This is a genomic window from Palleronia sp. THAF1 (assembly GCF_009363795.1).
GTDB lineage: Bacteria > Pseudomonadota > Alphaproteobacteria > Rhodobacterales > Rhodobacteraceae > Palleronia.
In genome coordinates this window covers 1,692,992-1,716,745 of the sequence record NZ_CP045420.1, presented here as the reverse complement: position 1 = coordinate 1,716,745, position 23,754 = coordinate 1,692,992, and the positions used below count along the sequence as shown (strand labels likewise).

General features: G+C 63.1%; 21 protein-coding genes. 11 read left to right on the top strand and 10 right to left on the bottom strand.

The features are described 5' to 3' along the window. Positions 1–43 precede the first annotated feature (43 nt). From FIU81_RS08550 to FIU81_RS08540, 3 genes are all read right to left on the bottom strand, one after another. The gene (locus FIU81_RS08550) at positions 44–2,296 is read right to left on the bottom strand and encodes an AAA family ATPase (protein WP_172971434.1); all 2,253 of its coding nucleotides are present in this window, start codon (positions 2,294–2,296) and stop codon (positions 44–46) included. 83 nt (positions 2,297–2,379) lie between these two features. After that, entirely contained in the window at positions 2,380–3,081 is a 702-nt protein-coding gene (locus FIU81_RS16700) for a GIY-YIG nuclease family protein (RefSeq protein WP_172971433.1), read from the bottom strand. Positions 3,082–3,471: 390 nt separating this feature from the next. Beyond that, entirely contained in the window at positions 3,472–3,966 is a 495-nt protein-coding gene (locus tag FIU81_RS08540) for a hypothetical protein (RefSeq protein WP_124113187.1), read from the bottom strand. Positions 3,967–4,074: 108 nt separating this feature from the next. Here FIU81_RS08540 and FIU81_RS08535 point away from each other — a divergent pair, with 108 nt between their 5' ends. Then, the gene (locus FIU81_RS08535) at positions 4,075–4,251 is read left to right on the top strand and encodes a ribbon-helix-helix protein, CopG family (RefSeq protein WP_254695878.1); all 177 of its coding nucleotides are present in this window, start codon (positions 4,075–4,077) and stop codon (positions 4,249–4,251) included. A gap of 249 nt (positions 4,252–4,500) precedes the next feature. On the opposite strand, the gene FIU81_RS08530 is transcribed toward FIU81_RS08535, so the two are convergent. From FIU81_RS08530 to FIU81_RS08505, 6 genes are all read right to left on the bottom strand, one after another. Further along, the gene (locus FIU81_RS08530; protein WP_124113190.1) at positions 4,501–6,567 is read right to left on the bottom strand and encodes a TonB-dependent siderophore receptor; all 2,067 of its coding nucleotides are present in this window, start codon (positions 6,565–6,567) and stop codon (positions 4,501–4,503) included. Between the two features lie 83 nt (positions 6,568–6,650). Further along, positions 6,651–7,481, bottom strand: a complete 831-nt coding sequence (locus tag FIU81_RS08525; RefSeq protein ID WP_124113192.1) for an ABC transporter ATP-binding protein — start codon at positions 7,479–7,481, stop codon at positions 6,651–6,653. Beyond that, the gene (locus tag FIU81_RS08520) at positions 7,478–8,470 is read right to left on the bottom strand and encodes a FecCD family ABC transporter permease (RefSeq protein ID WP_254695877.1); all 993 of its coding nucleotides are present in this window, start codon (positions 8,468–8,470) and stop codon (positions 7,478–7,480) included. Before FIU81_RS08520 ends, FIU81_RS08525 begins: the two co-directional genes overlap by 4 nt. Before the next feature lie 20 nt (positions 8,471–8,490). After that, positions 8,491–9,492 carry a FecCD family ABC transporter permease gene (locus tag FIU81_RS08515; RefSeq protein WP_124113196.1) on the bottom strand — a complete coding sequence of 334 codons (1,002 nt, stop codon included), beginning with the start codon at positions 9,490–9,492 and terminating at the stop codon, positions 8,491–8,493. A gap of 4 nt (positions 9,493–9,496) precedes the next feature. Continuing rightward, the gene (locus tag FIU81_RS08510) at positions 9,497–10,471 is read right to left on the bottom strand and encodes an ABC transporter substrate-binding protein (protein ID WP_216644247.1); all 975 of its coding nucleotides are present in this window, start codon (positions 10,469–10,471) and stop codon (positions 9,497–9,499) included. 32 nt (positions 10,472–10,503) lie between these two features. Next, a complete protein-coding gene (locus tag FIU81_RS08505; protein ID WP_124113198.1) occupies positions 10,504–11,562 on the bottom strand; it encodes a siderophore-interacting protein in 1,059 nt (352 codons plus the stop codon). 134 nt (positions 11,563–11,696) lie between these two features. On the opposite strand from FIU81_RS08505, the gene FIU81_RS08500 reads away from it, so the two are divergent. The 5 genes from FIU81_RS08500 to FIU81_RS08480 are packed head-to-tail and all read left to right on the top strand — an operon-like array spanning position 11,697 to position 14,454. After that, positions 11,697–12,137, top strand: coding sequence for a hypothetical protein (locus FIU81_RS08500; protein WP_254695876.1), 441 nt, complete (start codon positions 11,697–11,699; stop codon positions 12,135–12,137). Then, positions 12,134–12,793: a MotA/TolQ/ExbB proton channel family protein gene (locus tag FIU81_RS08495; RefSeq protein WP_124113200.1), complete on the top strand. Its 660-nt coding sequence runs from the start codon at positions 12,134–12,136 to the stop codon at positions 12,791–12,793. The genes FIU81_RS08500 and FIU81_RS08495 overlap by 4 nt, the downstream gene beginning before the upstream one ends. 22 nt (positions 12,794–12,815) lie before the next feature. After that, on the top strand, positions 12,816–13,166 hold the full coding sequence (locus FIU81_RS08490; RefSeq protein ID WP_124113202.1) for a biopolymer transporter ExbD: 351 nt from the start codon (positions 12,816–12,818) through the stop codon (positions 13,164–13,166). Next, on the top strand, positions 13,166–13,549 hold the full coding sequence (locus FIU81_RS08485) for an ExbD/TolR family protein (RefSeq protein WP_124113204.1): 384 nt from the start codon (positions 13,166–13,168) through the stop codon (positions 13,547–13,549). Before FIU81_RS08490 ends, FIU81_RS08485 begins: the two co-directional genes overlap by 1 nt. Further along, positions 13,546–14,454: a TonB family protein gene (locus FIU81_RS08480; RefSeq protein ID WP_124113206.1), complete on the top strand. Its 909-nt coding sequence runs from the start codon at positions 13,546–13,548 to the stop codon at positions 14,452–14,454. The genes FIU81_RS08485 and FIU81_RS08480 overlap by 4 nt, the downstream gene beginning before the upstream one ends. A 372-nt stretch (positions 14,455–14,826) precedes the next feature. On the opposite strand, the gene FIU81_RS08475 is transcribed toward FIU81_RS08480, so the two are convergent. After that, on the bottom strand, positions 14,827–15,768 hold the full coding sequence (locus FIU81_RS08475) for a YihY/virulence factor BrkB family protein (RefSeq protein WP_152460911.1): 942 nt from the start codon (positions 15,766–15,768) through the stop codon (positions 14,827–14,829). Positions 15,769–15,988: 220 nt separating this feature from the next. On the opposite strand from FIU81_RS08475, the gene FIU81_RS08470 reads away from it, so the two are divergent. From FIU81_RS08470 to FIU81_RS08450, 5 genes are all read left to right on the top strand, one after another. Next, a complete protein-coding gene (locus FIU81_RS08470) occupies positions 15,989–17,485 on the top strand; it encodes a flavin-containing monooxygenase (protein WP_124112918.1) in 1,497 nt (498 codons plus the stop codon). Continuing rightward, positions 17,485–18,399, top strand: coding sequence for an alpha/beta fold hydrolase (locus FIU81_RS08465; protein ID WP_124112919.1), 915 nt, complete (start codon positions 17,485–17,487; stop codon positions 18,397–18,399). The genes FIU81_RS08470 and FIU81_RS08465 overlap by 1 nt, the downstream gene beginning before the upstream one ends. Beyond that, positions 18,396–19,244 (top strand): SDR family NAD(P)-dependent oxidoreductase, encoded by an 849-nt coding sequence (locus FIU81_RS08460; protein ID WP_124112920.1) that lies wholly within the window; start codon positions 18,396–18,398, stop codon positions 19,242–19,244. Before FIU81_RS08465 ends, FIU81_RS08460 begins: the two co-directional genes overlap by 4 nt. Before the next feature lie 342 nt (positions 19,245–19,586). After that, a complete protein-coding gene (locus FIU81_RS08455; protein ID WP_216644246.1) occupies positions 19,587–20,675 on the top strand; it encodes an efflux RND transporter periplasmic adaptor subunit in 1,089 nt (362 codons plus the stop codon). Further along, positions 20,672–23,752: an efflux RND transporter permease subunit gene (locus FIU81_RS08450; protein ID WP_172971432.1), complete on the top strand. Its 3,081-nt coding sequence runs from the start codon at positions 20,672–20,674 to the stop codon at positions 23,750–23,752. Before FIU81_RS08455 ends, FIU81_RS08450 begins: the two co-directional genes overlap by 4 nt. Positions 23,753–23,754 lie beyond the last annotated feature (2 nt).

The following is a 23,754-nucleotide window of genomic DNA, read 5'->3' as shown; positions in this document are numbered from 1 at the left end:
TAACATTACCCTGCCATCCCTATAGCGCTCAGAGGATTCTCGCCTAGAAGGCCTCGCGTTTTGAATCGAGCGTTTCGCCTGAGCCGGGGCCGCAATCGCCGTCGACCTTCAGTTCGATATCCCAGTCTGCCTCGTCCTCGAAGTCGATTTCGCGTTCCGCCAAGAGCCGACGCGTCAGTTGGTCGAGGTCTTTGCGACGCTGTTCAAGGATCGCCGTGGCCGCGGCTTCTGCGGCGCGCAGTTCTTTTTCAACAATGCGGAGAAGTGCAGGGGACAGGCTGTGGACATGGTCGATCAGACTGTCCGGAATCCTCGTGAGCGTGTCGCCAAGGCCCCACTGCCGGTGCAGGCGCACCGCCAAGCGCGTGGCGTTCGCCAGATCGCTCTGTTCCGAACCACCTGACCCGTTCGAGACGTCTCCGAAAATCAGGCGCTCAGCGGCCCGTCCGGCCATCATCACCTGCAGCCGACGCCGCGCGGCGTCGGCGGTGAGGACTGATGGTTCGCGATTGTGTGTCTCGCCCCCGGACGTCGCGATCCGGACACGGCGCGGGCGCATGCCGACAGCCTGGCCGACGAGGATGTGGCCAGTCTCGTGGACCGCGATGCGCTGTAGGAGATCGGGATCCTCTTGATGGATCAATCTGTCGGCGGCGGCCTCGCGATGTGTTTCGGACACATCTTCCCTTGACATGCGGGCCAGTGACTTCGCCCGTCGAACGAGAGCTTCGACGTCGGCACCCGTCTGGCCGAGGAGCCGGGCGCCCAAACGGTCGATGGCCTTGTCCGGGATCGCCGCGTGGCCGAGGTAGTGCCGCAGGATCGCCTTCAGTCCTTTTCGATCGGGCGGGGGCACGTGGATCTTCGTATCGAGCCGTCCGCTGCGCAGGATCGCGGGATCGACCCGGTCGGCGTGGTTCGTGGCCGCGATGAAAATTACACCTTCCATGCCGGGTAGTCTGTTCATCTCCGTCAGGAGGCCATTGACGCACTTGCTGTTGTACTGGGCCCCGCGATCGTCGTCCTCCCGGCGCGTCGGAAAACTGTCGATCTCGTCAAGAAAGAAGATGCACGGCGCCTGTCTAGAGGCGTCATCGAAGCTCTTTTTCATTGCCGCGAGGAAGGTGCCGAGGTGACCCGCACCGGATCCCTGCCATTGAGCGTAGCTTGCCGCGATCAGCGGAATACCAAGGTCACCGGCCAGGCCGCGCGCGATCTGCGTCTTGCCGACACCGGGTGGTCCATCGAGGAGAAAGCTGGACGGAATGTCGGACCACGGGACGATCTCGGACCGCCATGCCGTCATATCGGTGATAAGGGCATCAAGCGGCGCACGCGTCTCTTGGGGCAGCCCGACAATACTGTCGAGACTTGACTGGATTGCCGGGCCTCTTGGTCCGGACAGCCGCGCGACAAAGTCCGAGAGGCGATCTGCCACGGCCAACGTGGTGGGCGCGGAGAATGCGGATGCCAAGGCGAGGTCCGGCAGACGGCTGAGGTCGGTGTCGTTTGGCAGACGATCCAAGATAGCGGCTTCTGCCAGTTGGCCGGTCCTTGAGTGGCTACCGCGCAGGATCGCGATGACCATTCCGGCGTCGAGTGGCGGAAGGGTCATGCGGGCGCCAACGAGGCCACGGATGTCGTCTGGAAGGTGGTCGAGGTCACCGATCAGAACGCAGCCGCGACCGGCCCCAAGGCCTGACAGCAAGGTGGCCGGGATCCTCTTTGGGCGGGCGTCCGAAGACGGGGCCTCGGTTCGGGCAACAGCCCCCGGCTCCAGTCCGGAAAGCCGGTCATCGTCGGCGACCAACTGCGGCAGAAGATTTGCCTGAAGCAGGATCTTCACGCGATCAATAGTACTCTCGTCAGCCTCCTCGATGAACAGGACGCCAAGCGGTTCCGCCAGGGCCGCGCGGGCCTCCGGCGTGGTGATGCACATCGCGGCCCGTGCCAACAGCGCGAGCCGGTGGCTATGCTCCGGAACCATCGCTCCGGCAGCCTCGTCGATCGCATCGGCGTACGGATCCTGCCCCCGTCCGATGAGTGCCGCGATCTGGTCTTCCGTCAGTTCGGTCGCCCGCGATGCCCGAAGCTTCGGGCGCGCGAAGGCAGCGGCAAGGCCTCCGACAAGGTTTCCTGCGGGTTCCGGCGGAAACCGTCCAAGTGCCGTCTGTTCCGCAGCCCAGGCATCGAGCTTCGGATCGCTGTCCTCGTCATCGATGGTGATCGCCGTCGCAAGATTGCGAACGGTTTGCGTGATGAAGTCGTGCGGATTGATGTGGATGTCTGTGTTCATGGCAAGAGCTCCAGAGCCGACCGGCATGGGACCGATCGGCGTCTGTCAAAGAGGAAAGAGGTGAGTGACCGGGCTGGAGCCCGTCAGTCAGAGGTGTCGTCGGGTGCGTCGTCCGGATCGTCCGGGTCCGGGACCCGCGCCGCGATGTCGTCAAGCTGCGCGCTCAGGATCGCCTGGGCGGCAGGAGAATAGATCTCTGTCCTGGTGTTGATCGCATCACCGTAGACGGTCTTCGGGACGATCATCTCCGGATGCATCCGAGACATGTAGCTGTGCATCGCCTTTTCTTCGCACTGCGCCGTGTGCCCAGTCGGCATCGCGACGGTCCGCAAGATCCGTGTGGACACGGTCTTCGCGATCCCGAGCTGCTGACGCAGCCGCCGCCGCGGGTTGCTGCTGTACCCGAGTTTGAGGATCGGACCGGTCGGCAAGTCGATGTGGAACAGATAGATGAACGACGGCTTCGAACTCCAACTTTGCCCACATCCCGAACAGTCCACATCTCCATGCTTCATGTTGCCAACAGACACGTTCTGCAGATGTCCGCAGCGATGTCGATAGCTGCGATAGCCGGGGCGGCCGACGGTGTCAGGCCCTTCGAGCGTCCAGCCCTGTACTTCGGCTTCCTCCGCATACCGTGCCTCGCGGCATGCCTCGCATCCGAGAGCATGCTTGCCGGCCGCCGCGCGTTCGACCCGGAGATACTGACGCCGGATGATATGGCCGCAAGGGAGCTGGAAGAGGCCGTAATGACGGTGGTCCGGGTCAGCGCCGATCAGCGCCACGCCGATCTTCCGGGCCGCCGCGGTCCGGCGGTCCAAGATACAGTGATGACATTCCGGCCGATGATCGCGGACCACGTTCCAGCGTTTGCGACTGATCCGATCGCAGCGGCGGCATCTGATGAGCAGCCAGTCCTTATCAGCCGTTCGGGATACGATGTCGAAGCCGTGCTTCGCGGCAAGCCCATGAAGTCCGTCAGGAATAGGGGTGATGGAGATGCCGACGGTGACGCCGTCGACGATGCAGGTGAGATGCTTGAACTGAGCGAATTTGGAAACTCCTCGATGCAGGGAAAAAAGAGTAGGCCTTGTAGGCTGGGGGAAGCATGGGGCGCCGCGCCGGACCGACCTCGGTCAGGTCCGGCGGGATATCGTGGTGACTGGAAGAACGGATCAGGCCGCGGGCGGCAGATCCTCCTCGTCGCCAATTGCCGAATCTACGTCCTCCGCCCGCCGAGCGTCGTCGATGATCAGAAGCAGCGCCGAGCCGGCATGGCTCAACTGCCGGGACAGGACGACGGACCGGATGTTCCGCTGACGTCCGTGCCGCAGCGCCGCCCGCTGAATGGCGGCCGGAACCACGAAAGCCGTCACCTCGCTGCGCAGGACATCGAGCACATGCTCCGCCGCCATGACGTGGTCGGCATGAAGACCCGGGCGAGACAGGAATCGGCTCGCGCCGTCTTCGCAGGCGCTCCAGGCATCTGACGCCGCGCCCGCAAGGTCCGATACCGCGGGATCGAACGGATTAGGCCCAACGAGCGCCTCGGCATCGATCGCGGCATGCAGCACGTCGAGCACACTGTCGAAGGCTTCGGCATCCGCAAAGAACGCCCGATCGCCGCTTCCGTCGGACACGCTGCGGGTGGTAGAGGGAAAGGTAGCCATGATGATCTCCTCATAGATCTTTGTGGTCAGTGCAGGCGCGAGAGCTGCAACTCTTGCGTCTGTACGTCCGATATGACATTATGACTCCGTAATGTCAAGGAGCGAATTATGAAAAAAATGGGCAGACCGTCGAAAGACACTCAACCGATCACTCTACGCTTGCCTGTGGAGACGATCGCGGTCCTGGATGAAGCGCGTAAGGAAGAAGACGACATCCCGACCCGGCCTGAGATGTTGAGACGGATCATCGCGGAGTGGTTGGAGGCGCGAGAAGTGCAGGGATGAGACCTCCGACGGCGGGTTCCGTGCTCAAGGCCTCGGTGCTGCGCTGCCGAAAATGACACGAGGGGCGGAATGCGGACATTCGCTGCAGCGTCGGAACAGCCGTTCCGTCGTAAGAAAGCCGACCTTCAGTCAGTTGGTTGGAGCGGATCAACATTTGTAGTCGGAGCGCGGGGCAAATGCGAACCAATGGCTTGGCCCACAGGCAATCTGTGGGAACGGCGGCCATGAGAGTGCCGCCGCTTCACCTAGCTACCAGCTACGGCGGATCGTGGCCTGAACCTCGCGGCCCGGGCTGTAGAAATCTGCATAGAAGCCACCGAACGCCACGTGCTTTTCGTCGAAGAGGTTCGTCGCGTTGATCGCCAGTTCCGTGTTGTCCGACAGGGCGTAGGTATAGGCTGCGTCGATCGCCACGTAGCTATCGGATTCGCCGGCGACATTCGCGTCATCGAAGAAGTAGCTGCCGCTGTAGCGCGCGCCCAGACCGAAGGTCATATCACCGCGTGCGCCATCGCCTTCCAGTGTATAGTTCGCCCAGATCGACCCGATATGGTTTGGCACACGGGCGGGTTGATTGCCCTCGTTTCCGGCGGTGCCGTTTTCGGTGATTTCGGGGTCAATGTAGCTGTACGAGGCTGTTAGATCGAACGCCCCGAGTTCGGCCTTCGCTTCCAGATCGATACCGCGTACGCGGATCTCTCCGATGGGTTCGGGCAGGTTCGTCACCGGATTGGTTCGCGTGATATTGGTCTTCGACAGATCGTAGGCCGCGGCCGACAGCAAGGTCCCACCGCCAAGCGGTCGCCACTTTGCCCCGATTTCGAACTGTTCGCCGTTCTCCGGTTCGACGCCGGTTCCTGCCGGAACGACCGACTGCGCGTAGCTGGCGAATAGCGACAGATCGGTCGTCGCCTTGTAGGTCAGGCCAAAGCGGCCCGTGGTTGCGCTGATGTCGTTCGTGGCGCTCGATCCGGCCAGAAGGTCCCGCTCGGTGATGTCGATCCAGTCTTGGCGCACCCCGAAAGATGCGATCACCCGGTCGTTCCAGTCCAGGGTTTCCTGCAGGTATACCGCACGGCCGCTGACTTCGGTTTCGCCGTCCGCGAACAGCGGAACGCTGGAAGGCGCACCTGTATAGACGGGATCGTCGATAGAAACGGAGGGCGCCGGGCCGAAGTAACGCTTGTTCGAGGACTCCGACCGCGATGCTTCGAACCCCAGAAGGGTGCTGCTGGCGAAAGAGCCGAATTGTGGGTCATAGGCCAGATGCACATCTGCGATGGCCACCTTTTCTGCGCTGTCGCTTGCGAAAAAGCTACGGTTGGCGTCGGTCGCCGTTTGTCCTGACACATAGGCGTAGCCGAAATCGTCATTGCCGTCGCTGAAGCGCGCCGTGCCGCCAAAGCTCAGGCCGTTGCCGAAATCATGCCGCCCGATCAGAGTTGCAGTCGTCCGCTCGGTGCCGCGGAAATTGAAGTCTGGCTCGCCGAAGAAGGTGTCCGACCGATCAAAGTCGTAGCCAATGGGAAAGCCACCGCTGCCAGGAACGTCGTCGCGGTCCAAGTGATCCAGAACGAAGGTCAGCTCTGTCCGCTCGGTCGGTTGCCACGACAGGCCACCCATGACGAAAACCTCGTCGTTCCGAGAGAACGGGTATTCGCGTTCTCCATCGCGCACCAACCCGGTGAAGCGGTAGGACAGGCTGCCATCCGCGTTCAGCACGTCACCGAAATCCAGACCGACTTCCTTCGTGTCGAAGCTGCCGATCGTGCCGTAGGCCGATCCGAAACGCGCGCCGCGCGGTGTCTTGGTGACGTAGTTGACGGATCCGCCTGGGTCGGAAACGCCGAACACGGCAGAGTTCGCGCCTTTGAAGACCTCGACCCGCTCGAAGGCGAAGGGCTCCTCGCGGATGCCACCGAAGTTTTCGCCCAGCGTCAGCCCGTCACGGTAGGTGTAGGCGTTGAAGCCCCGGATCGAAAAGTAGTCGAACCGGTCGTCCGCCCCGTAAGAGTTCGTGACCACACCGGCGGTGTAGTTCAGCACCTCTTCGATGTCTTTCGCGTTGCGCCGCTCGATCTCTGCGCTGGTGACGACGGAAACGCTGGCGGGGATGTCCAGAATATCGCCTGTCAGTTTACCACCTGCACTGATGGCCTCGGCAACGATGGTCTGGTCATCCGCGACCGCGCCGGAGTCCAAGATGATATCGGGCAACTGAACCGCGTCCTGAGCGGCAGTCTGGCCCGGAACCAGGGATGTGCAGCAGAGCAGTGCGGCGATGGCTGAGCGTGTGGAAGTGCTGGGGTATTTCATGGCGGCGCCTTATCCGACTATTGTTGTCGGGTATTAGTTACGCGCCCTTCGAAGCGGTGGCGAGTCTATTCCGACAGAAAATGTCAGGAATCTTCCGGCGTCGCATATCCGACACGATTGCACCCGTGACGACCGATCGGGATCATCGTGGGGGATCCGGAAACGGGGTCGGTGACGATACGATTTTCAAGGCCGAAGATCGCGCGGACGTTGGCCTCTGTCAGAACTTCCCCGGGCATCCCGTCCGCATGGATGCCGCCACCGGAAACGGCGATAAGCCGGTCGGAGTAGCGCGCCGCCAGATTCAGATCGTGCAGGACCATGACGATCGTCGTGCCGCGCGACCGGTTAAGGTCGACAAGGATGTCCAGCACGTCGATCTGATGCGCCACGTCGAGAAAGGTTGTCGGCTCGTCCAGCAGAAGCATCCCGGTTTCCTGTGCCAGCGCCATCGCGATCCACGCGCGTTGACGCTGTCCGCCGGAGAGCGTGTCGATCTCACGCTCTTGCAGGTCGATCATGCCGGTCGCGCCCAGGGCATCGGTGACGGCGGTCTCGTCCCGTGCGCTCCAAGTGGAAAACAGCCCCTGATGCGGATGACGGCCCCGAGAGACAAGATCCTGCACCGTGATGCCCTCTGGCGCGATGGGTGATTGCGGAAGCAGGCCGACCGTTTTTGCGACATCGCGGGAGCGTAGGGCGTGGATCGGCTTGCCATCCAGAAGAACCTGACCGGCCTTTGGTGCCAGAATACGGGCCAGCGTCCGCAAGAGGGTCGATTTGCCCGAAGCGTTGCCACCGACGATAGCGGTGATCCGTCCCGGCATCAGAGACAGCGACACGCCGTTCAGGATGCGACGGTGATCGTATCCGGCGGACAGGTCCACGGCTTTAAGACTGGGCCCGTGTGTCATGGGGTTCCTTCTGCGCGGTTGGAGCGGACAATCAGGTAGATCAGGAATGGTGCGCCCAAGCCGCCGGTAACGACGCCGACCGGCAGCCGCGTCGGCAGCAAGACCTGCCCCGCATAATCGCCGCCCAGAACAAGGATCGCGCCCATCGCTGCCGCGGCGGGCAGCACCAACTTGCCACCGGTCAGACGCGCGGCGATCGGTCCCGCAAGGAAAGCGACGAAGGCGACTGGACCGGCGGCACCGGTTGCAAAGGACACAAGGCCCACGGCGGCGACCGTCACCCTGAGACGCGTGAGATCAGGATGCACGCCAAGCCCGCGCGCCGTGTCGTCGCCCAGCCGCAGGATGTCGAGGTCCCGCGCCGTGCAGGCCAGCATGCCGCCGAACACCGCAAGCGCCGCGGCAACCGGCCAGACCTGCGACAGACGGGCGCCGTTCACGCTTCCGGTCAACCACCGCATCGCCTCGGCTCTGTCCCAGGCCTGGGCGTCCAGAAGCAGGTAGGACGTCACACTGCCCAGCATGGCCGAAATACCGATGCCTACCAGGATCAGTCGGGCCCCCGCGGCGCTTTTACCTGACGACAGACCCCAGATCGCTGCGGCGACACCCAGGCCCGAAACCACGGCCACGACCGATACTGTGGCACCTGCCAGACCCAGCACCACGATAGAAAAAACAGCCGCCGCCCCGGCACCGGCGCTGATGCCGATGATGTCGGGGCTGGCCAGCGGATTGCGCAGCATGATCTGGAACGAAGCGCCACCAAGGCCAAAGCTGCATCCCACCACCGCCGACAGAAGGGCACGCGGCAACCGCAGATCCTGAACCAGAAAGCTCGTGCCGGGAACGTTCCGACCCGCAAGGACTGCCACGACCTCCGAGATCGGGGCGCAGGTTCGGCCGCAAACCAGCGTCAGGCAGAACAGCCCGAGCGCGCCAATGACAAGCCCAAGAAGCATGGGTCGCGCGCTGATGCGCTGCCTCATCACTTGGCGAACGACCCCCATCACAGCCCGCGCATTCTTTGCCGCCGCACGGTCCAGATGAAGAACGGTGCGCCGACGAAGGCAGTGACGACGCCCACGTCCAACTCGTTCGGGCGCGCAACGATCCGGCCAAGAACGTCCGACAGGGCCAGCAAAACCGCTCCGCCAATGGCGGACGCGGGGATCAGCGTCCGGTAGTCTATAGAGCCAAGCATCCGGCACAGGTGCGGCACGATCAGGCCGACGAACCCGATGGGTCCGCACAGGGCCGTGGCCGCTCCGCAGAGCAGGATTGCACCGGCAGCCGCCAACAGTCGGCCAAGCGCCACGTTCTGACCAAGCCCCACGGCCAACTCGTCACCCAGCGCCAGTGCGTTCAGGACCCGTGCTGAAGCGGCACTGAACGCCATCCCTGCAAGAAAAAAGGGTAAGGCAGGCGCCAAGGTGTCGAACCGCGCGCCGCCGACACCACCGATCGACCACGCCTGTACATTCCCCGCAATGTCGTTTCGCGGCAGGACGACCGCCACGATAAAGGCCGAAGCGGCGATAGAGGTCGCCGTGCCGGCCAGCGTCAGCTTGAGTGGCGTGGCACCGTCCCGGCCCAGTGAGCCGATGACGTAGACAAAGATCGCCGCGCAGCCTGCCCCGGCGACGCCAAGCCATAAATAGCTGATCGCGCCCGAAATTCCGAACCACGCGATCCCAATCACGACGAACAGCGCCGCGCCTGCGTTCACGCCAAGAATGCCGGGATCGGCAAGCGGGTTGCGCGTGATCCCCTGCATGATCGCCCCCGAGACTCCAAGCGCACCACCGGCAAGCAGCGCCAGCGCCGTGCGCGGCAGCCGGACGGAAACCGCAGCCGTGCCGATCGTATCTGTCTGACCGGCTAAGGCAGCCCGGATCTCGGACCACGGCACGGAACGCGTCCCGATGCCGACGGACAGAAACGCGGCAGCACTGATCAACGCCAGCGCGGCGAAGGCCTTCACCGCGGGATGCGACAGGTCCAACGGCATCCTGCTACTTCGCTGCCGCTGTCGAAAGCATCTGCAGGTAGTCGTCCAACACATAACCCAGCGACAGGGGCGTGGGGTTCGCTGCCGTGCCGATGGAGTCGTTGCCCAGAAGGACGACGGCATCGCGGGCAATCGCCGGGAATTGCGCGATCAGCGGATTTTCCTTCATCTCGTCCAGACGGGCGCGGTCGCCGTAGGTCACGACCACATCCACGTCGTCGAACAGGTCCACTCGCTCTGCGCTGATCCGACCCGAATAGTGTCCGGCCTCGCTGGCCGTCCGCACGGCTTGCGGGATCGCCATGCCAAGGTCCTGCAGAAACTGGACGCGTTGATCGGCAGACGCGTAGAAACCAATCGTGCTCAGGTCGCGTGGATCCAGATGCGTGACAAACATCCCGGTCTCACCCTTCAGCTCCGGGTGCTCGGCGACCGCGTCGTCGATCCGCGCCTCCAGCGTCTCGATCAACTGGTCTCCCTCCTCGGCCATGCCGATCCCCAAAGCGTTCTGGCGGATCATCTCGCGCCAGGTGGTGGTCCAGGCGGCCTCTGGGTAGGCGATCACCGGCGCGATCTGACTAAGCGTCTCGTAGTCGGTCCGTGAGATGCCGGAATAAGCGGCAAGGATCACGTCCGGGTCGGTCGCGGCAACGGCTTCGAAGTCCACGCCGTCTCCTTCATCGAACAAGACGGGCGTCTCGGCATCCAGTTCGTCCAGTCGCGCGGTGACCCACGGCAGCAACCCATCGCCATCGTCGTCCCCCCAGTTGGCCATCGCGAACCCGACGGGAACGACACCAAGGGCAAGGGGAACCTCATGGTTCGCCCAGCCGACGCTGGCGATGCGTTCTGGACGTGCGTCCAAAGTCGTCTGACCGAAGGCGTGTTCCACGGTCAGGGGATAGTCCTGCGCAACGGCGGCAGCCGCCGACAAAGACAGCACGGCGAGGGTTAACGAACGGAGCATGGGGGTATCCAATCTTGCATGGGTTTGGCGACAGGCGGTCTGTTTCAGGTCTTCTGCCAGTAGCCGGTGACGTAACTTTCCCGCCGGGTGACACCGCGACGGTCTCGCAGATCGCCGCGTATTGCAGCGCAGCGTCCTTTTTCGGCGGCGACCCAGATGTGGCGGGTGCCATCTGCGCCAAGATCGATCTGGGCAAGCGCCGCCTCCAGCCTGTCCCCATTGGCACGGTCAAGAACGTGCAGGCTCATCCCGGCGGGAACGTTTGGCAGTGGGAAGTCGAGCGCCCCCGCGACCTCGACAATGGCGGTCCCGGTCACATAATCGCCCGTATTCTCCAGAATGCGCGAAATGGCGGGCAGGGCAGTTTCGTCCCCGGCGAGGACAAGGTGGTTCGCGCTTGGGAACCATCCGCCACCCGGACCGATCAGCCCGATGGCATCGCCGGGCACAGCGGAGGCGGCCCAGTCCGATGTGCGCCCCCCCTCGTGGCGGAAGATGTCGATCGTCAGGCGCCCGATCGAAAGGTCGATATCGCGGATCGTGTAGACCGCGACGTGCAGATCCTGCGGCTCAGGCCATACGGCGCGACCGCGTTCGTTCAGGCGCGGCCATTGTACCGGAGCGCCGCGTGCGGGCAGGGCCAGACGCAGGTGCATGCCGTCCCACGCGAAGGGGACCAGATCGTCCCCTTCGACGATCAGACGCCAGAAGGATCGACCCAGCGCGGACACGGAAACGACGCGGGCCATTCGGAAATTCGGGGGCAGGCGGCCCTGGGCAATCTCATCGTGCCATTCAAGCCCCGCCAGACAGGTCGGCTCCAGTGTCTCGATCTGAAACGCGACCGTCTCGCGCAGCATGTGCAATGCCCCGTCATTGGGCGCCGACAGATGGATCGACACAGCGCCCGAAACCGGCCGCATATTGACCGAACCCATATTGGTTTTGATCGCCAGTCGGTCGGCTTGGGTCATGCTGACGGGCAGATCATAGGTCTCGCAGTACCTGACCACCCGGTCGAGGAACGCGCGCGGCTCGCTGATTCGAAAATGTCCGGATGCCTTGAAAAAATGGCGATTCACGCCGGAAATCATCTTGTTCATGGCTCTGCCTCCGGCCGTTGTCCCGCGATTTGGTAGGGGCAAACGGCAGCAGACTCAATCCCGACTATTTCTGTTGACTATTCTTTAAGGCCGGTAATATGGGGGCTGATGAACCGCCGCGATTGGAGAGACTCATGGAATTTCGTTGGATAGGTCTGGCCGTGGCGCTGCTGTCGGCCATGCCCGCAAGCGCACAGGATGCCCCTAGGGAAACCGCGACAGGCGGGGGCGTATCGGTCGAACTGAATGCAGCTACGGCAGCCTCTTCGGGCGGCTGCACGCTGTCGTTCCTGGTGACCAACGGCACGGACGTCGATCTTGAAAGTGTCGTCTACGAGACCGTGTTGTTCGATGCGTCCGGGCAGGTTGATCGGCTGACGCTGTTCGATTTCGGGGCGTTGCCGCAGGACCGTCCACGCGTGCGGCAATTCACGATGCCGGACCGCGCTTGCTCGGACTACGGGCAGATCCTCTTCAACGGCGCCGCCACCTGCGACGGCGCGGAGGGCGCTCGTGATGTCTGCGGCACGGGTCTGCACCTGACCAGTCGCGCCGATATCGAGGTGACAGGATGACCGGGCTTACGAACGCGCTTGTTCGGACCTACGATATCGGCGGTCCGGTCGTGGCCCTGCTGATTGCCGTGGGCGTGGTGACCATCGCGGTCATTTTCTACAAGATCTGGCAATTCTGGGCCGCCGGCGTTGGACGGCACCGAGCCCTGCAGCAAGCCATCACCTCTTTCGACGCGGGCGATCGGACGGCGGCACGGGCGGCGCTGGATCGGTCCACGTCCTACCTTGCGCCTGTCATGGACATAGCTCTGTCCGCGCCGGACCGTCCCGAAGCCCTGACCCGCATTACCTCCGAGGCCGAGACGCGATTCGCGAAGCTGGAAAGGGGGCTGCGGCTGCTCGATTCGGTTGCGCAGCTTGCGCCTTTGCTGGGCCTCTTCGGCACCGTTCTGGGTATGATAGAGGCGTTCCAATCGCTTCAGGCCGCCGGATCCCAGGTTGATCCAACCCTGCTGGCGGGCGGCATCTGGGTGGCCCTTCTGACGACCGCCGTCGGTCTGGCCGTCGCGATGCCCACGGCCGTCGCGCTGTCGTGGTTCGAAAGCCGCATGGACGCCGAGCGCGTCTTGGCCGAGCAGGCCATCTCGACCATTCGCGCCCCAATCGGTCTGCAACAGCCGGCTCCGGCGCCCATGGGCCGGTTTGCCGATGCTTAGGCGTAACCGGCGGCGCAAGGCGATGTCGCTGACATCGCTCATCGACGTGATCTTCCTGCTTTTGCTGTTCTTCATGTTGACGTCCACATTCTCGCGCTTTGCAGAGGTCGATCTGACGGCGGCAGCCGCAGGCGGCGGAGCGAGCGCAGAGACACCGCCGTTGTTCCTGCGCCTCGGCGCCGATAGCGTCACCCTGAACGGCAAGCTCGTGGATTTGAATGTCCTGGCCCGCGTCTTGATCAGCGAAGACGCAGCTCCGCGCAGCCTCCTCGTTTCGCTGGGGCCGAGCGTGACGGCGCAGCGCCTGACCGATCTTCTGGGGGTTCTGCGCGATGCCCCGGGCATCGTCCCGACCGTGCTGGGCGCATCGTGATGCGCAGAACCGGACCATCCAACCGCGAACCCACGATCCCGCTGATCAACGTCGTGTTCCTGATGCTGATCTTCTTCATGGTAGCAGGCCAGATCGCCTCACCGATGGAGGGCGAGTTGTCGCTTGTCCAGACAGCCGACCTCGACGGGCGCGCGCCACCGGACGCGCTTGTCATTCGCGCCGACGGAAGTCTGCGGTTCCGGGATCGAGAAGTTGCCTCAGCTGCGTCCTACATCGCCGATCTGCCAGAGGAAGAACGTGCAGCAGTGCGCATCGTGCCGGACCGCGATCTCGATGCCGCCCGTCTGGTGCAGGTGGCCGCAGAACTCCGGGCCGCTGGCGCCCAGCGCGTGCGGCTGGTGACCGAACGGAGCTTGCAATGATCCCATCCTCCTGGATCGCCAAGTCACTTGCCGGGACCAGCGCCTTCGCCCTTCTTTCGGTGATGCTTGCCGCCGCGACCACCGATGCACCGGTCAGGATCGAGGGCGGCAGCGCTGGATCGCCCATTCAGGCCCAGCTCGGCTCCAGCTTCACGGACCTGACCCAAGGCCCCCGGAGGGCGGATGTGGTCGAGGCGATGCAGACCGCCGCGCCACCGCAGGCCCAGCCAATGCGCCCCGATACGCCGGCTCCTGGTGAGCCATCCATTGCGCAGCCGACCCCGGATTCTGCGCCCGAAGACGCTTCAACGGTCTCGACCGATCTGCCGACCGTCGCGGTCACGCCGGACACGGCCGTGCCCGCCCCAACAGCATCACCCGCCCCCGAAAGGATCGTCGGACAGGAACCCGAGCCCGGTGTTGTCCTGTCGTCGCGACGCCCCCCGACGCGGACTCGGGCATTCGAGCAGGCGAACCGCAGACCCGACCCGCCGCCGCGTTCAACCGCGTCCGCGCCGCAGATCAGCCCCACGCAGGAGAGCCGGCCGCGAAACACGGCCGGGTCGAATTCTGCGGCTCGGTCAACTAGCAACGCGCAGGGCGGGGCACGGTCCCAGACCACGAGACCTTCGCAGGACGGCAACGCGGCGGCGTCGAACTATCCAGGCCAGGTCATGGCGCGCCTGAACCGCGTCCGTCGTCCGTCGATCCGCGCGACCGGTCAGGCAAGGGTCGCATTCACGATCTCCGCCTCTGGCCGCTTGTCCAATGTGGGGATCGCAGGCAGTTCCGGCTCGTTCGAGCTGGACCGTGCCGCCGTCCGGATCGTCCAGCGCGCCGCGCCGTTTCCGCCACCACCGCCCGGTGCGCAACGCAGCTTTGCGATCAACATCTCGGGCCGTTGAGGAAAAATCAGATAATTTTCCCTTGATGCGATGATGTGCGGACACCGTCATTCATTTTCCTCGAGGACCTCGGTTCCAGCGTCTTTTCGGAACGGGCGCAAACGACGGCTCCGCGAATGCCGATGGCAGCGTCTTTCGATCGAAAAATGAAGAGTATGAGACCGAACGAAAAGAACGACCCGATTGTCGACGATCTACGTGGCCCACCGTGCAGTAAAATAGTCCGTTCCGTCCTCACGCCGCCGCTCGGGGCATGATAGCCCTGCATCCGGCACAAAAGTCTGCTTCGACAAGGCTACACCGCAGCAATCATTAGCTAAGCTAACGTCCGGTATGGGCCGATCGTGCCGGTCCAGAACAATAAGCCGAACACTACCCATCATTGCGCAACGCCCGCGCAAGGCGCCGAATGCGGATCGCTCTGTTCAGCTCGCCGCCGAAGATCAGGACCAGTGCGGCGAGGTACAGGAAGTATAGCGCGGCGACGATTCCCGCGAGGCCACCGTAGTAACTGGCGTAGGTGGCGAAATGGCCGAGGTAGTAAGAGAACGCTGCGGTCAGGGCTGTCCACGCGCCGACCGTGAACAGCACGCCGGGGTAGATCGACGAGAACCGCGTGCGCCGGGCGGGCAGGAAGACATGCGCTAGAAAGAGCGAGAACACGAGGATCATCCCGGCCGCCGGGTAGCGCACGAACCCCACAGTGACCGACGCAGGATCGAAGCTCGGAAACAGAACGTGCATCCAAGAGCCTGCGCGAGGGCCGAGGACCAGCAGATAGCCCACCACGACCAGCACAAGGCTGGCGACCACCACCATCAGCGCCATCAACGGATAGAGCACGTACCACGCGCGATTCTCGGGGACTCCGTAAGCGCGGTTAAGGCCCACGCGGATGCCATCGACGCCACCGAGCGCGAACCAGATGGTCAGCAAGATACCGACGGACAGCACGCCGCCGCGCGGCACTGTCATCACCTGCCTGACTTCCGACACGATGGGTTCGATCAGGGTCTCGGGAACAATGGCGATCAGGAAAGAGATCAGATCATCGGCCATGGTGGGGCTGCCGAAAAACGCGGTCAGCGAAGAGGTGAAGATCAGGAACGGGAAGACCGCCAACAGCACACGGAACGCCACATTCCCTGCCAGACCGAAGGCATCGTCGCTCCACAAGCGCAATCCGGCCTCGCGCACGATGCCCCGTGCGGCGTGCCACCCGGTGCCGCGCAACAGTCCTTCGGGGTTATCGGTGACGATGCCGTGGGTCATGACGGCGTCACGACCCGGTTCGGTCGGCTGACGTTCATCCATGCGGGTTCCCTCGCTAGAGACCTCATATCTAACCTGCTGTGGTCGGTGGGCGAGGCACTATTGGAAACAGCCATTTGCCGGGCCACGGGGGCCTAGGAGAACGAAAACGCATCTCGGACAAGCACGAATGACCCTGCGTTCGTTCGGATGATTTGGCGTTGCACCGTCCTTCCCACACGTTCGCCGGGGGCCATATCTTCCTCTAAGTGGAGGACAAAGAATGGCTTTCGATCAAACGACCGTCGCGCATGATGATATCCTGATCCTTGGCGCAGGCATCTCCGGCATCGGCTGCGCCGCCTACCTATCGCGCGAAGTGCCGGGCAAGACCTTCCGAATCTTGGAAATGCGCGACGATCTGGGCGGTACCTGGGACTTGTTCCGCTATCCGGGCATCCGCTCGGATTCGGACCTTTACACCTTCGCCTACGACTTCAAGCCGTGGGAAAGCGAGAACGCGATCGCCCAAGGCGATGAGATCAAGCGCTATATCGGCGAGACTGCGGACGACTACGGCATTCGGGACCACATTCATTTCGGTCGCAAAGTTATCCGCTGCGACTGGTCCTCGGACGACGGCCTGTGGACCGTAACTACAGCACGGACAGAAGACGGCACAACGGAGACATGGCGCGCCCGATGGATATTTTCGGGCACCGGTTACTACGACTACGACAAGGGGTATCGGCCCAGCTTCCCGCAAGAAGAGACCTTCACCGGCCAGATCGTCCATCCCCAAAGCTGGCCCAAGGATCTGGACACTACAGGCAAGCGCATTGCGGTCATCGGATCGGGTGCGACCGCGGTCACGCTATTGCCCGCCTTGGCCCAGACGGCGGCGCATGTCGTTCAGGTCCAGCGCACACCTAGCTACGTCATGCCGGTCCCCCGTAAGGAAGCGTTGCGCAACAAGCTGAGCAAGGTTTTCTCGGACGAGCGCACCGCGCGCATCCTGCGGCGAAAGAACATCTGGCAACAGCAGATCATCTGGAAGCTGTGTCAGAAGTACCCGAAGGCGATGCGCAAGATGATCCGCAAGGCGAACGTGAAGATGCTGCCGGACGGCTATCCGGTCGATGAGCACTTCAACCCGCCCTACGATCCGTGGGACCAACGCCTTTGCGCGGTTCCGGGCGGGGACTTGTTCAAGCGCATCTCTGACGGCAGTTGCTCCATCGTTACCGGCACCATGAAGCGGTTCACCGAAACCGGCATCGAGATGGAGGACGGCAGCCAGGTGGACGCCGACATCATCGTGACGGCGACGGGGCTGAATCTGAAACTTGTGGGGGGTGCGGCTTATTCTGTCGATGGCAAGTCGGTCACCTGGTCGGATCATATCATCTTCAAAGGTATGATGCTGAACGGTCTGCCCAACTTCGCGATGTCCATTGGCTACACGACCTCGTCATGGACGCTGAAGGTCGGATTGCTCTGTCAGTATTTCGTCCGGCTTCTGGCAGAGATGGACCGGCGCGGCATGGCGGTCTGCGTACCTGTCCGGCCAAAGCGCGACATGGAATTACGCCCCTTGCTCGACTTCGGAGCAGGCTACGTGAAGCGTTCCATCGACACCCTGCCACGGCAGGGCGACAGCTATCCGTGGGAGATGACGTTCAACTTCCGCGAAGATGAGAAGGCCGTGAAGCGTGGAAAGGTCATCGAGCCGGAACTGCGCCTCTCGCCCGCACCGAATGCAAAGACAAAGGCCGCCTAATGACCGAAGAGCAATTCGCCGACTTGCCGAACGCTATCCGCCTGTGCTTCCGAGACCTGCCAGCGACCGGCGGTGACGCAGCGCAAACCGATCCGATTCTGATGGTCATCGGCCTGAGCTTTCAGTTGATCCACTGGCCCGAGCCGCTACTGGACGCGCTGCGGGCCGGGGGACACCGGGTAATCGTGTTCGACAACCGCGATTCCGGCAAGTCCACTTTCCCAAAGGGACCGATACCCGGCTTGTTGCAGCGCATGAAGCGCGAAGCGCCGGAAGGGTCTTACGATCTGGGCGACATGGCCAAGGATAGCGTTCTTCTGCTCGATCATCTTGCGATCCCGCAGGCGCATGTGGTCGGCATGTCGATGGGGGGTATGATCGCGCAGGTCATGGCCGCGCGGCATCCCGACCGGGTCAGCAGCCTGACCTCGGTCTTCTCTAACACCGGCGCGCGGAAGACCGGTCAGCCGGGCCTGCGCATGACGCTACAACTGTCGCGCAAGCCCGCGAAGACACGTGAAGAATTTGTCGAGCGAGCCGTTCAGACCAACGGGATCATTGGCGGAAGCGGTTATTCGCATAAGCCGCAAGATCTGCGCACCACCTTCGGCACCGCATGGGACAGGGCAGGGCGCAAGATGCACGCCGGCGTCGGCCGCCAACTTGGTGCGATCTTCGCCTCTGGCGACCGCACCATGGAATTGTCACGGGTGAAAGCCCCAACGCTTGTGCTGCACGGGCACCGCGACCCTCTGGTTCACCCATCCGGCGGCACGGCAACTGCGAAAGCGATCTCCGGCGCGCGCCATGTCACGGTCGACGGCATGGGGCACGATATTCCGGCCTCTCTTGCACCGCGTTTGTCCGAATTGATCCTAGAGCACGTCCGTTCGGCGCAAGGCGTCGTGGCATGAAGGATATCTTCAAGGATCGCGTTGCGGTCGTGACCGGGGCCGGAAGCGGCATCGGGCGCGCATTGGCGCTTGGACTGGCCGAGCGCGGGGCACATTTAGCGCTGTCTGATATCGAGCGCGACCCGGTCCATGAAACCGCCCGACTGGCGTCGGAGAAAGGGGTAGAGGCGATTACGGACACGCTCGACGTGACCGATGCCACGGCCTTCGCCGCCTACGCGGACAAGGTGCTTGAACGGTTCGGCCGTGTGAACCAGCTCTACAACAACGCCGGGATTTCATCGGGGAACGATCCCTTTGCCGAAATGCCTGCCGACCACTTCGACCGCGTCATGGCCGTCAATCTGGGCGGCGTCGCAACCGGCACGCGCCTGTTCCTGCCGCATCTGATCGCAAGCGGTGACGGGCATCTTGTCACGATCTCCAGCCTCAACGGCCTGATGGCACAGCCCCACATGTCACCCTATGTGACGTCGAAATTCGCGGTGCGGGGTCTGACGGAAGCGATCCGGCAAGAGATGATCGCCGACGGCCACCCGGTGGAAGTCACGGTCGTCCACCCTGGAGGCGTTGCGACACAGATCGCCGCGCGCCGGGGGCCCGACATCGACACGCTGCCGCCCGCGAAGCAGCCTGCGGCCCGCAGACGGTTACAGGTCTATCAGGACAAGCTGCTAAGAATGCGCCCCGAGGATGCGGCGGACGAGATTCTGACGGGTATGGCAAAGGGCAAGCGCCGTATCGTGCTGACCAAGAAAGCCAAGCAACTGGATCTTTTGATCCGCCTCATGCCCACTCGCTATGTGCCCATCGTTGCGCGCGAGATGAAGAAACTCTTCGGCTGAGAAGCGAAGGACGCCTGTCACCATCCGCCGTTCCGATCCGGCGGTCCGGGTTAGACTGTCGACGTGGTCACGTAGGGCGGCATTTCAGTCGATAATTCGATGTGGATTTACTCTAAATACAAGTGGCACTGATCTCTTCCTGTCGAGGTGACGGCTTTGTGAATGCCGGTTCCAAGGCGCGAAGACGTTTGGTGTGAAGGTTTTCCACCGCCCGCTTGCGTAGCGGCGCTTTGTCGCGAGACTGCCAAAAAAGGCATCGAGATCTAGTTGGAAAGTCTGAGATCGATTTTCGCTTGAGCGCTCATGCTCGCAAGCGACGGACCGAAACGGGGTATCGCTGCGGTGTCGAAGCTGATCAAAATTCTGCTGGGTATCTGCCTCGTCGCCGCATTCGCGTTCGGCGGGATCTGGAGCGCGCGCCAATTGACGGCCCAAGACACCCCGGATGGCGGGGAGCAGGGCGGCGGTTCGGATGCAACGCAAGTGGGCGTCGCATCGCCGCTAGAGCGACGGATCGAAGACGACTTGTCTGGCGTGGGAACGTTGCGCGCCATTCGTGCGGTCGATCTTATGCCCGCCGCCTCCGGGCGCGTCACCGAGGTGCGCATCAGCTCTGGGGATACTGTGTCCGAAGGCGATATACTGATCCAGCTGGATGACAGGGCGGAAAGAGCAGCTTTGAACGACGCCGAGGCGACTTTGGCTGAAACGCGCAGCGATTTTCAGCGGTTCGAGGAACTGTCGGAAAGCAACACCGCCGCCGAAGCCCGTGTGGAAGAAACCCGCGCCGCGTTCAGACGCGCCGAGGCAGCGGTATCATCGGCCCGCGCCGCATTGGAAGATCGCACGATCACCGCTCCGTTCGATGGAACGGTGGGGCTATTGGACATCGAACCGGGCAGCTTCCTGGCGCAAGATGCGATAGTGACCACCCTGTTCGACCTGTCGGCCGTCGAGATCCGGTTGTCACTTCCAGAGCGCTACTTCGACCAAGTCGAGGCCGGTCAAACAGTCACCATGACGACCCCGGCCTATCCCGACGCAACCTTCGAGGGCACGGTCGCCGTCAGAGCCTCCCAGATCGAGCTTGCCACGCGAAGCTTCGATGTCCGCGCTCGCATCGACAATCCCGAGCGGCGTCTGGTCGGCGGCATGTTCGCCAACGCGCGGCTCGTGCTGGACACCTATGACGCCTTGGCGATCCCGGACGATGCAATCATCAGCGAAGGCCTGACCACCTTCGTCTACACAGTGACAGACGACACCGCTGCCCGCACCAAAATCACCCCTGGCCGATCCATCGGGGCGCTGACGGAGGTGCGTGAAGGTTTGGCGGAAGATGACCGCGTGGTAATCGCCGGATGGGACGACCTGTCGGACGGGGACGCGGTCGAGATCGACGAAGACTACGGACAAGAGGCCACGAATTGACCCTGCCGGACCTGTCCATCCGCCGCCCCGTACTGGCGACGGTCGTGTCGATCCTGATCATCGTCATCGGTATCGCGGGCCTTCTGCGAATGCCGGTGCGCGAACTGCCCAACACATCTACCGCTGAGGTGACGGTCAGCGTGCCCTATACCGGTGCGGGCCCAGGTGTAGTGGACAGCGAGCTGGCCACGGTGATCGAAGGCGCAATCTCGTCGGTGGCGGGGATCGACAGCATCTCGACCGAGTCCGAACTGGGTGGCCTGCGCACCGTCATTATCTTCCAACAAGGGCGCGATATCGATCAGGCGGCGTCCGACATTCGTGCCGCCGTACAATCCGTGTCAGGTGACCTACCCGAAGAGGCAGAGGAGCCGCAGGTCGAGAAGAACGACAGCCAGGGCGATCCGATCATGCGGCTGACGATGACGTCGGATACGCTCTCATCGTCTGAGCTTACCGATTACGCCGACCGCTTCGTGACGGACCGGCTGGAGACGCTGTCGGGCGTCGCTGCCGTCCAGATCTACGGCGATCGCCCCTATGCCATGCGGGTCTGGCTGGACCCCGACGCGATGGCCGCGCGCGGTGTCACGGCGAACGAAGTTGCGGACGCCTTGCGGGCGAACAACCTAGAACTGCCCGCCGGCCAGCTTGAAAGCGCGTCGCGCACCTACCTTCTGCGCACCGAAACGCGGCTGACCAGCGTGGAAGAGTTTGAGGGGCTGATCGTGCGCTCCGACGACGACGGCCGCGTTCTGCTGGGCGACGTGACGCGGGTCGAGATCGGCACCGAGAATGATGACAGCTTGTTCCGCGTGAACGGAGAGGTCGCCATTGGGTTGGGCGTCCTGCGCCAATCTTCTGCCAATACGCTGACGATTTCATCTGCAGTCACCGAAGAAGTGCAAGAGATCGCGGACAGCCTGCCCGGCGGCACGGAAATTTCCATCACATCCGACGATGCCGATTTTATTCGCAATTCCATCCGGCAGGTGCTCACAACGCTGGGCATTTCCGTCGCCATCGTCATTGCGGTTATCTTCCTGTTTCTGACCTCTGTGCGTGCAACCATCGTGCCCGCCGTTACCATTCCAATCGCTTTGATCGGGGCCTGCGCGGGCATCGCCATCGCGGGGTTTTCGATCAACACCCTGACGCTGTTCGCGCTGATCCTGGCCATCGGCCTGGTGGTCGACGACGCCATTGTGGTCCTTGAGAATATCGAGCGTCGGATCGAAGAGGGCGACACGCCGAAAGAGGCCGCGCGTACTGGCGCCAATCAGGTGTTCTTCGCGGTGGTCTCCACCTCTGCCGTGTTGATCTCGGTCTTCGTCCCGTTGTCGTTCCTGGAAGGCGAGCTGGGCAAGCTATTCCGAGAGTTCGGCATCACGCTGGCGATCGCCGTGGCGCTTTCCACCTTCGTGGCGCTGACGCTCTGTCCGGTCATCGCCAGCCGCGTGCTGAAGCCGGGGATGAACGAGGGTTGGTTCTCACGCATCGTGCAGGGGGCGACAAAACGCGTCTCCAGTGGCTACCGCAGCTTGCTGACGCGCGCGATCAAGGCCCCGGTCATCGTATTGGCCATCGCCGCTGCGCTATCGGGGATGTCTTGGGTTCTATACCAAGAGCTGCCTTCGCAACTGACGCCGGAAGCGGACCGCGGCGTGTTCTTCGCCTCGATCTCGGCCCCGCCCGGATCGGCGCTGGGCTTGACGGATACCGCCGTGAAGAAGGTCGAGGCGCTGATCGAGCCTTACCGCGAAGACGGGATCGTTTCCGACACGATCGCCATCGTCGGCCAATACGGCGAGACGGGCCGCGCCTTCGTCGTCGCCGTGATGACGCCCTGGGGCGAGCGCGAGATGGGTCCGCGCGACGTGCTGGCCGAATTGCGACCTAAGTTTTCGAAGATCACGGGCGTCAGCGTGCGCAGCTTCGCCCCGTCGGGTTTCGACGCGGGGGGCGGGTCTGGGCTGGAGATGATCATCACCGCGCCAAGTTTTGAGGAAGCTGCCGACTATTCCAAGCAGATGGCCGACGCGATGCGGTCGGAGCCCGATTTCACCGGGGTCCGCCGTAGCTACGAGATCAACACGCCCGGCTATGACATCGGCGTGAACCGCGATCTTGCGCGAGAGATCGGCGTGGATGTGCAGGCTATTTCGGACGCGGTGCGCACCTTCTTTGCCTCTGCCGAAGTGACAGAATTCATCTCACGCGACCGCCAGTATCCGGTGATTTTGCAGGCCCCGGATGACCGTCGTGCTGCAACGGACGATCTTCGCGGCATCAACGTGCGCGTGGGCAGCGGCGCGCTGGTCCCTCTTGATGGGTTGGTGACGCTGGAACGTCGCGCCTCCGTCGCCGCCTTCAACCGCTACAACCGCCAGCCCAGCGTCGAGGTTTCGTCTTCCCTGGCCGACGGCGTCGATCTTGGGTCCGCCATAGGGTCTATAGAGCGGATCGCCGAGGATCTGCCGTCGCAGATGCAAATTTCCTACTCCGGTCAGGCCGAAAGCTTCCAGGACACCTCCGGCGGCATTGCCACGACCTTCGCGCTGGCACTTCTGATCGTGTTCCTCGTGCTGGCCGCGCAATTCGAGAGTTTCATCCAGCCCGTTGTGATCCTGCTATCGGTACCTCTGGCCGCCGCTGGGGCGCTGATCACGCTGTTTTTGTTGGGCGAGGCCATCAATATCTACACGCAAGTGGGCATGGTCATGTTGATCGGCCTGATGGCGAAGAACGGCATCCTAATCGTCGAATTCGCCAACCAGCTGCGCACGCGCGGCTACGGTGTGCGCGAGGCTGTGATCGAGGCTGCAACCGTCCGCCTGCGCCCGATCCTGATGACCGTAATGTCCACCGTCCTTGGCGCGGTGCCGCTCGTCCTGTCGAGCGGGGCAGGGGCCTCTAGCCGCTTCTCCATCGGCATCGTCATCATCGGCGGCTTCCTCTTCGCCTCGATCCTGACGCTGTTCCTGACGCCTGTTCTGTACGATTTGCTCCAACGGGATCAGCCGAAGGAGCAGAACGAGCACGAAGCGCAAACACGCGAGAACGGCGCTGTTGCATGAGC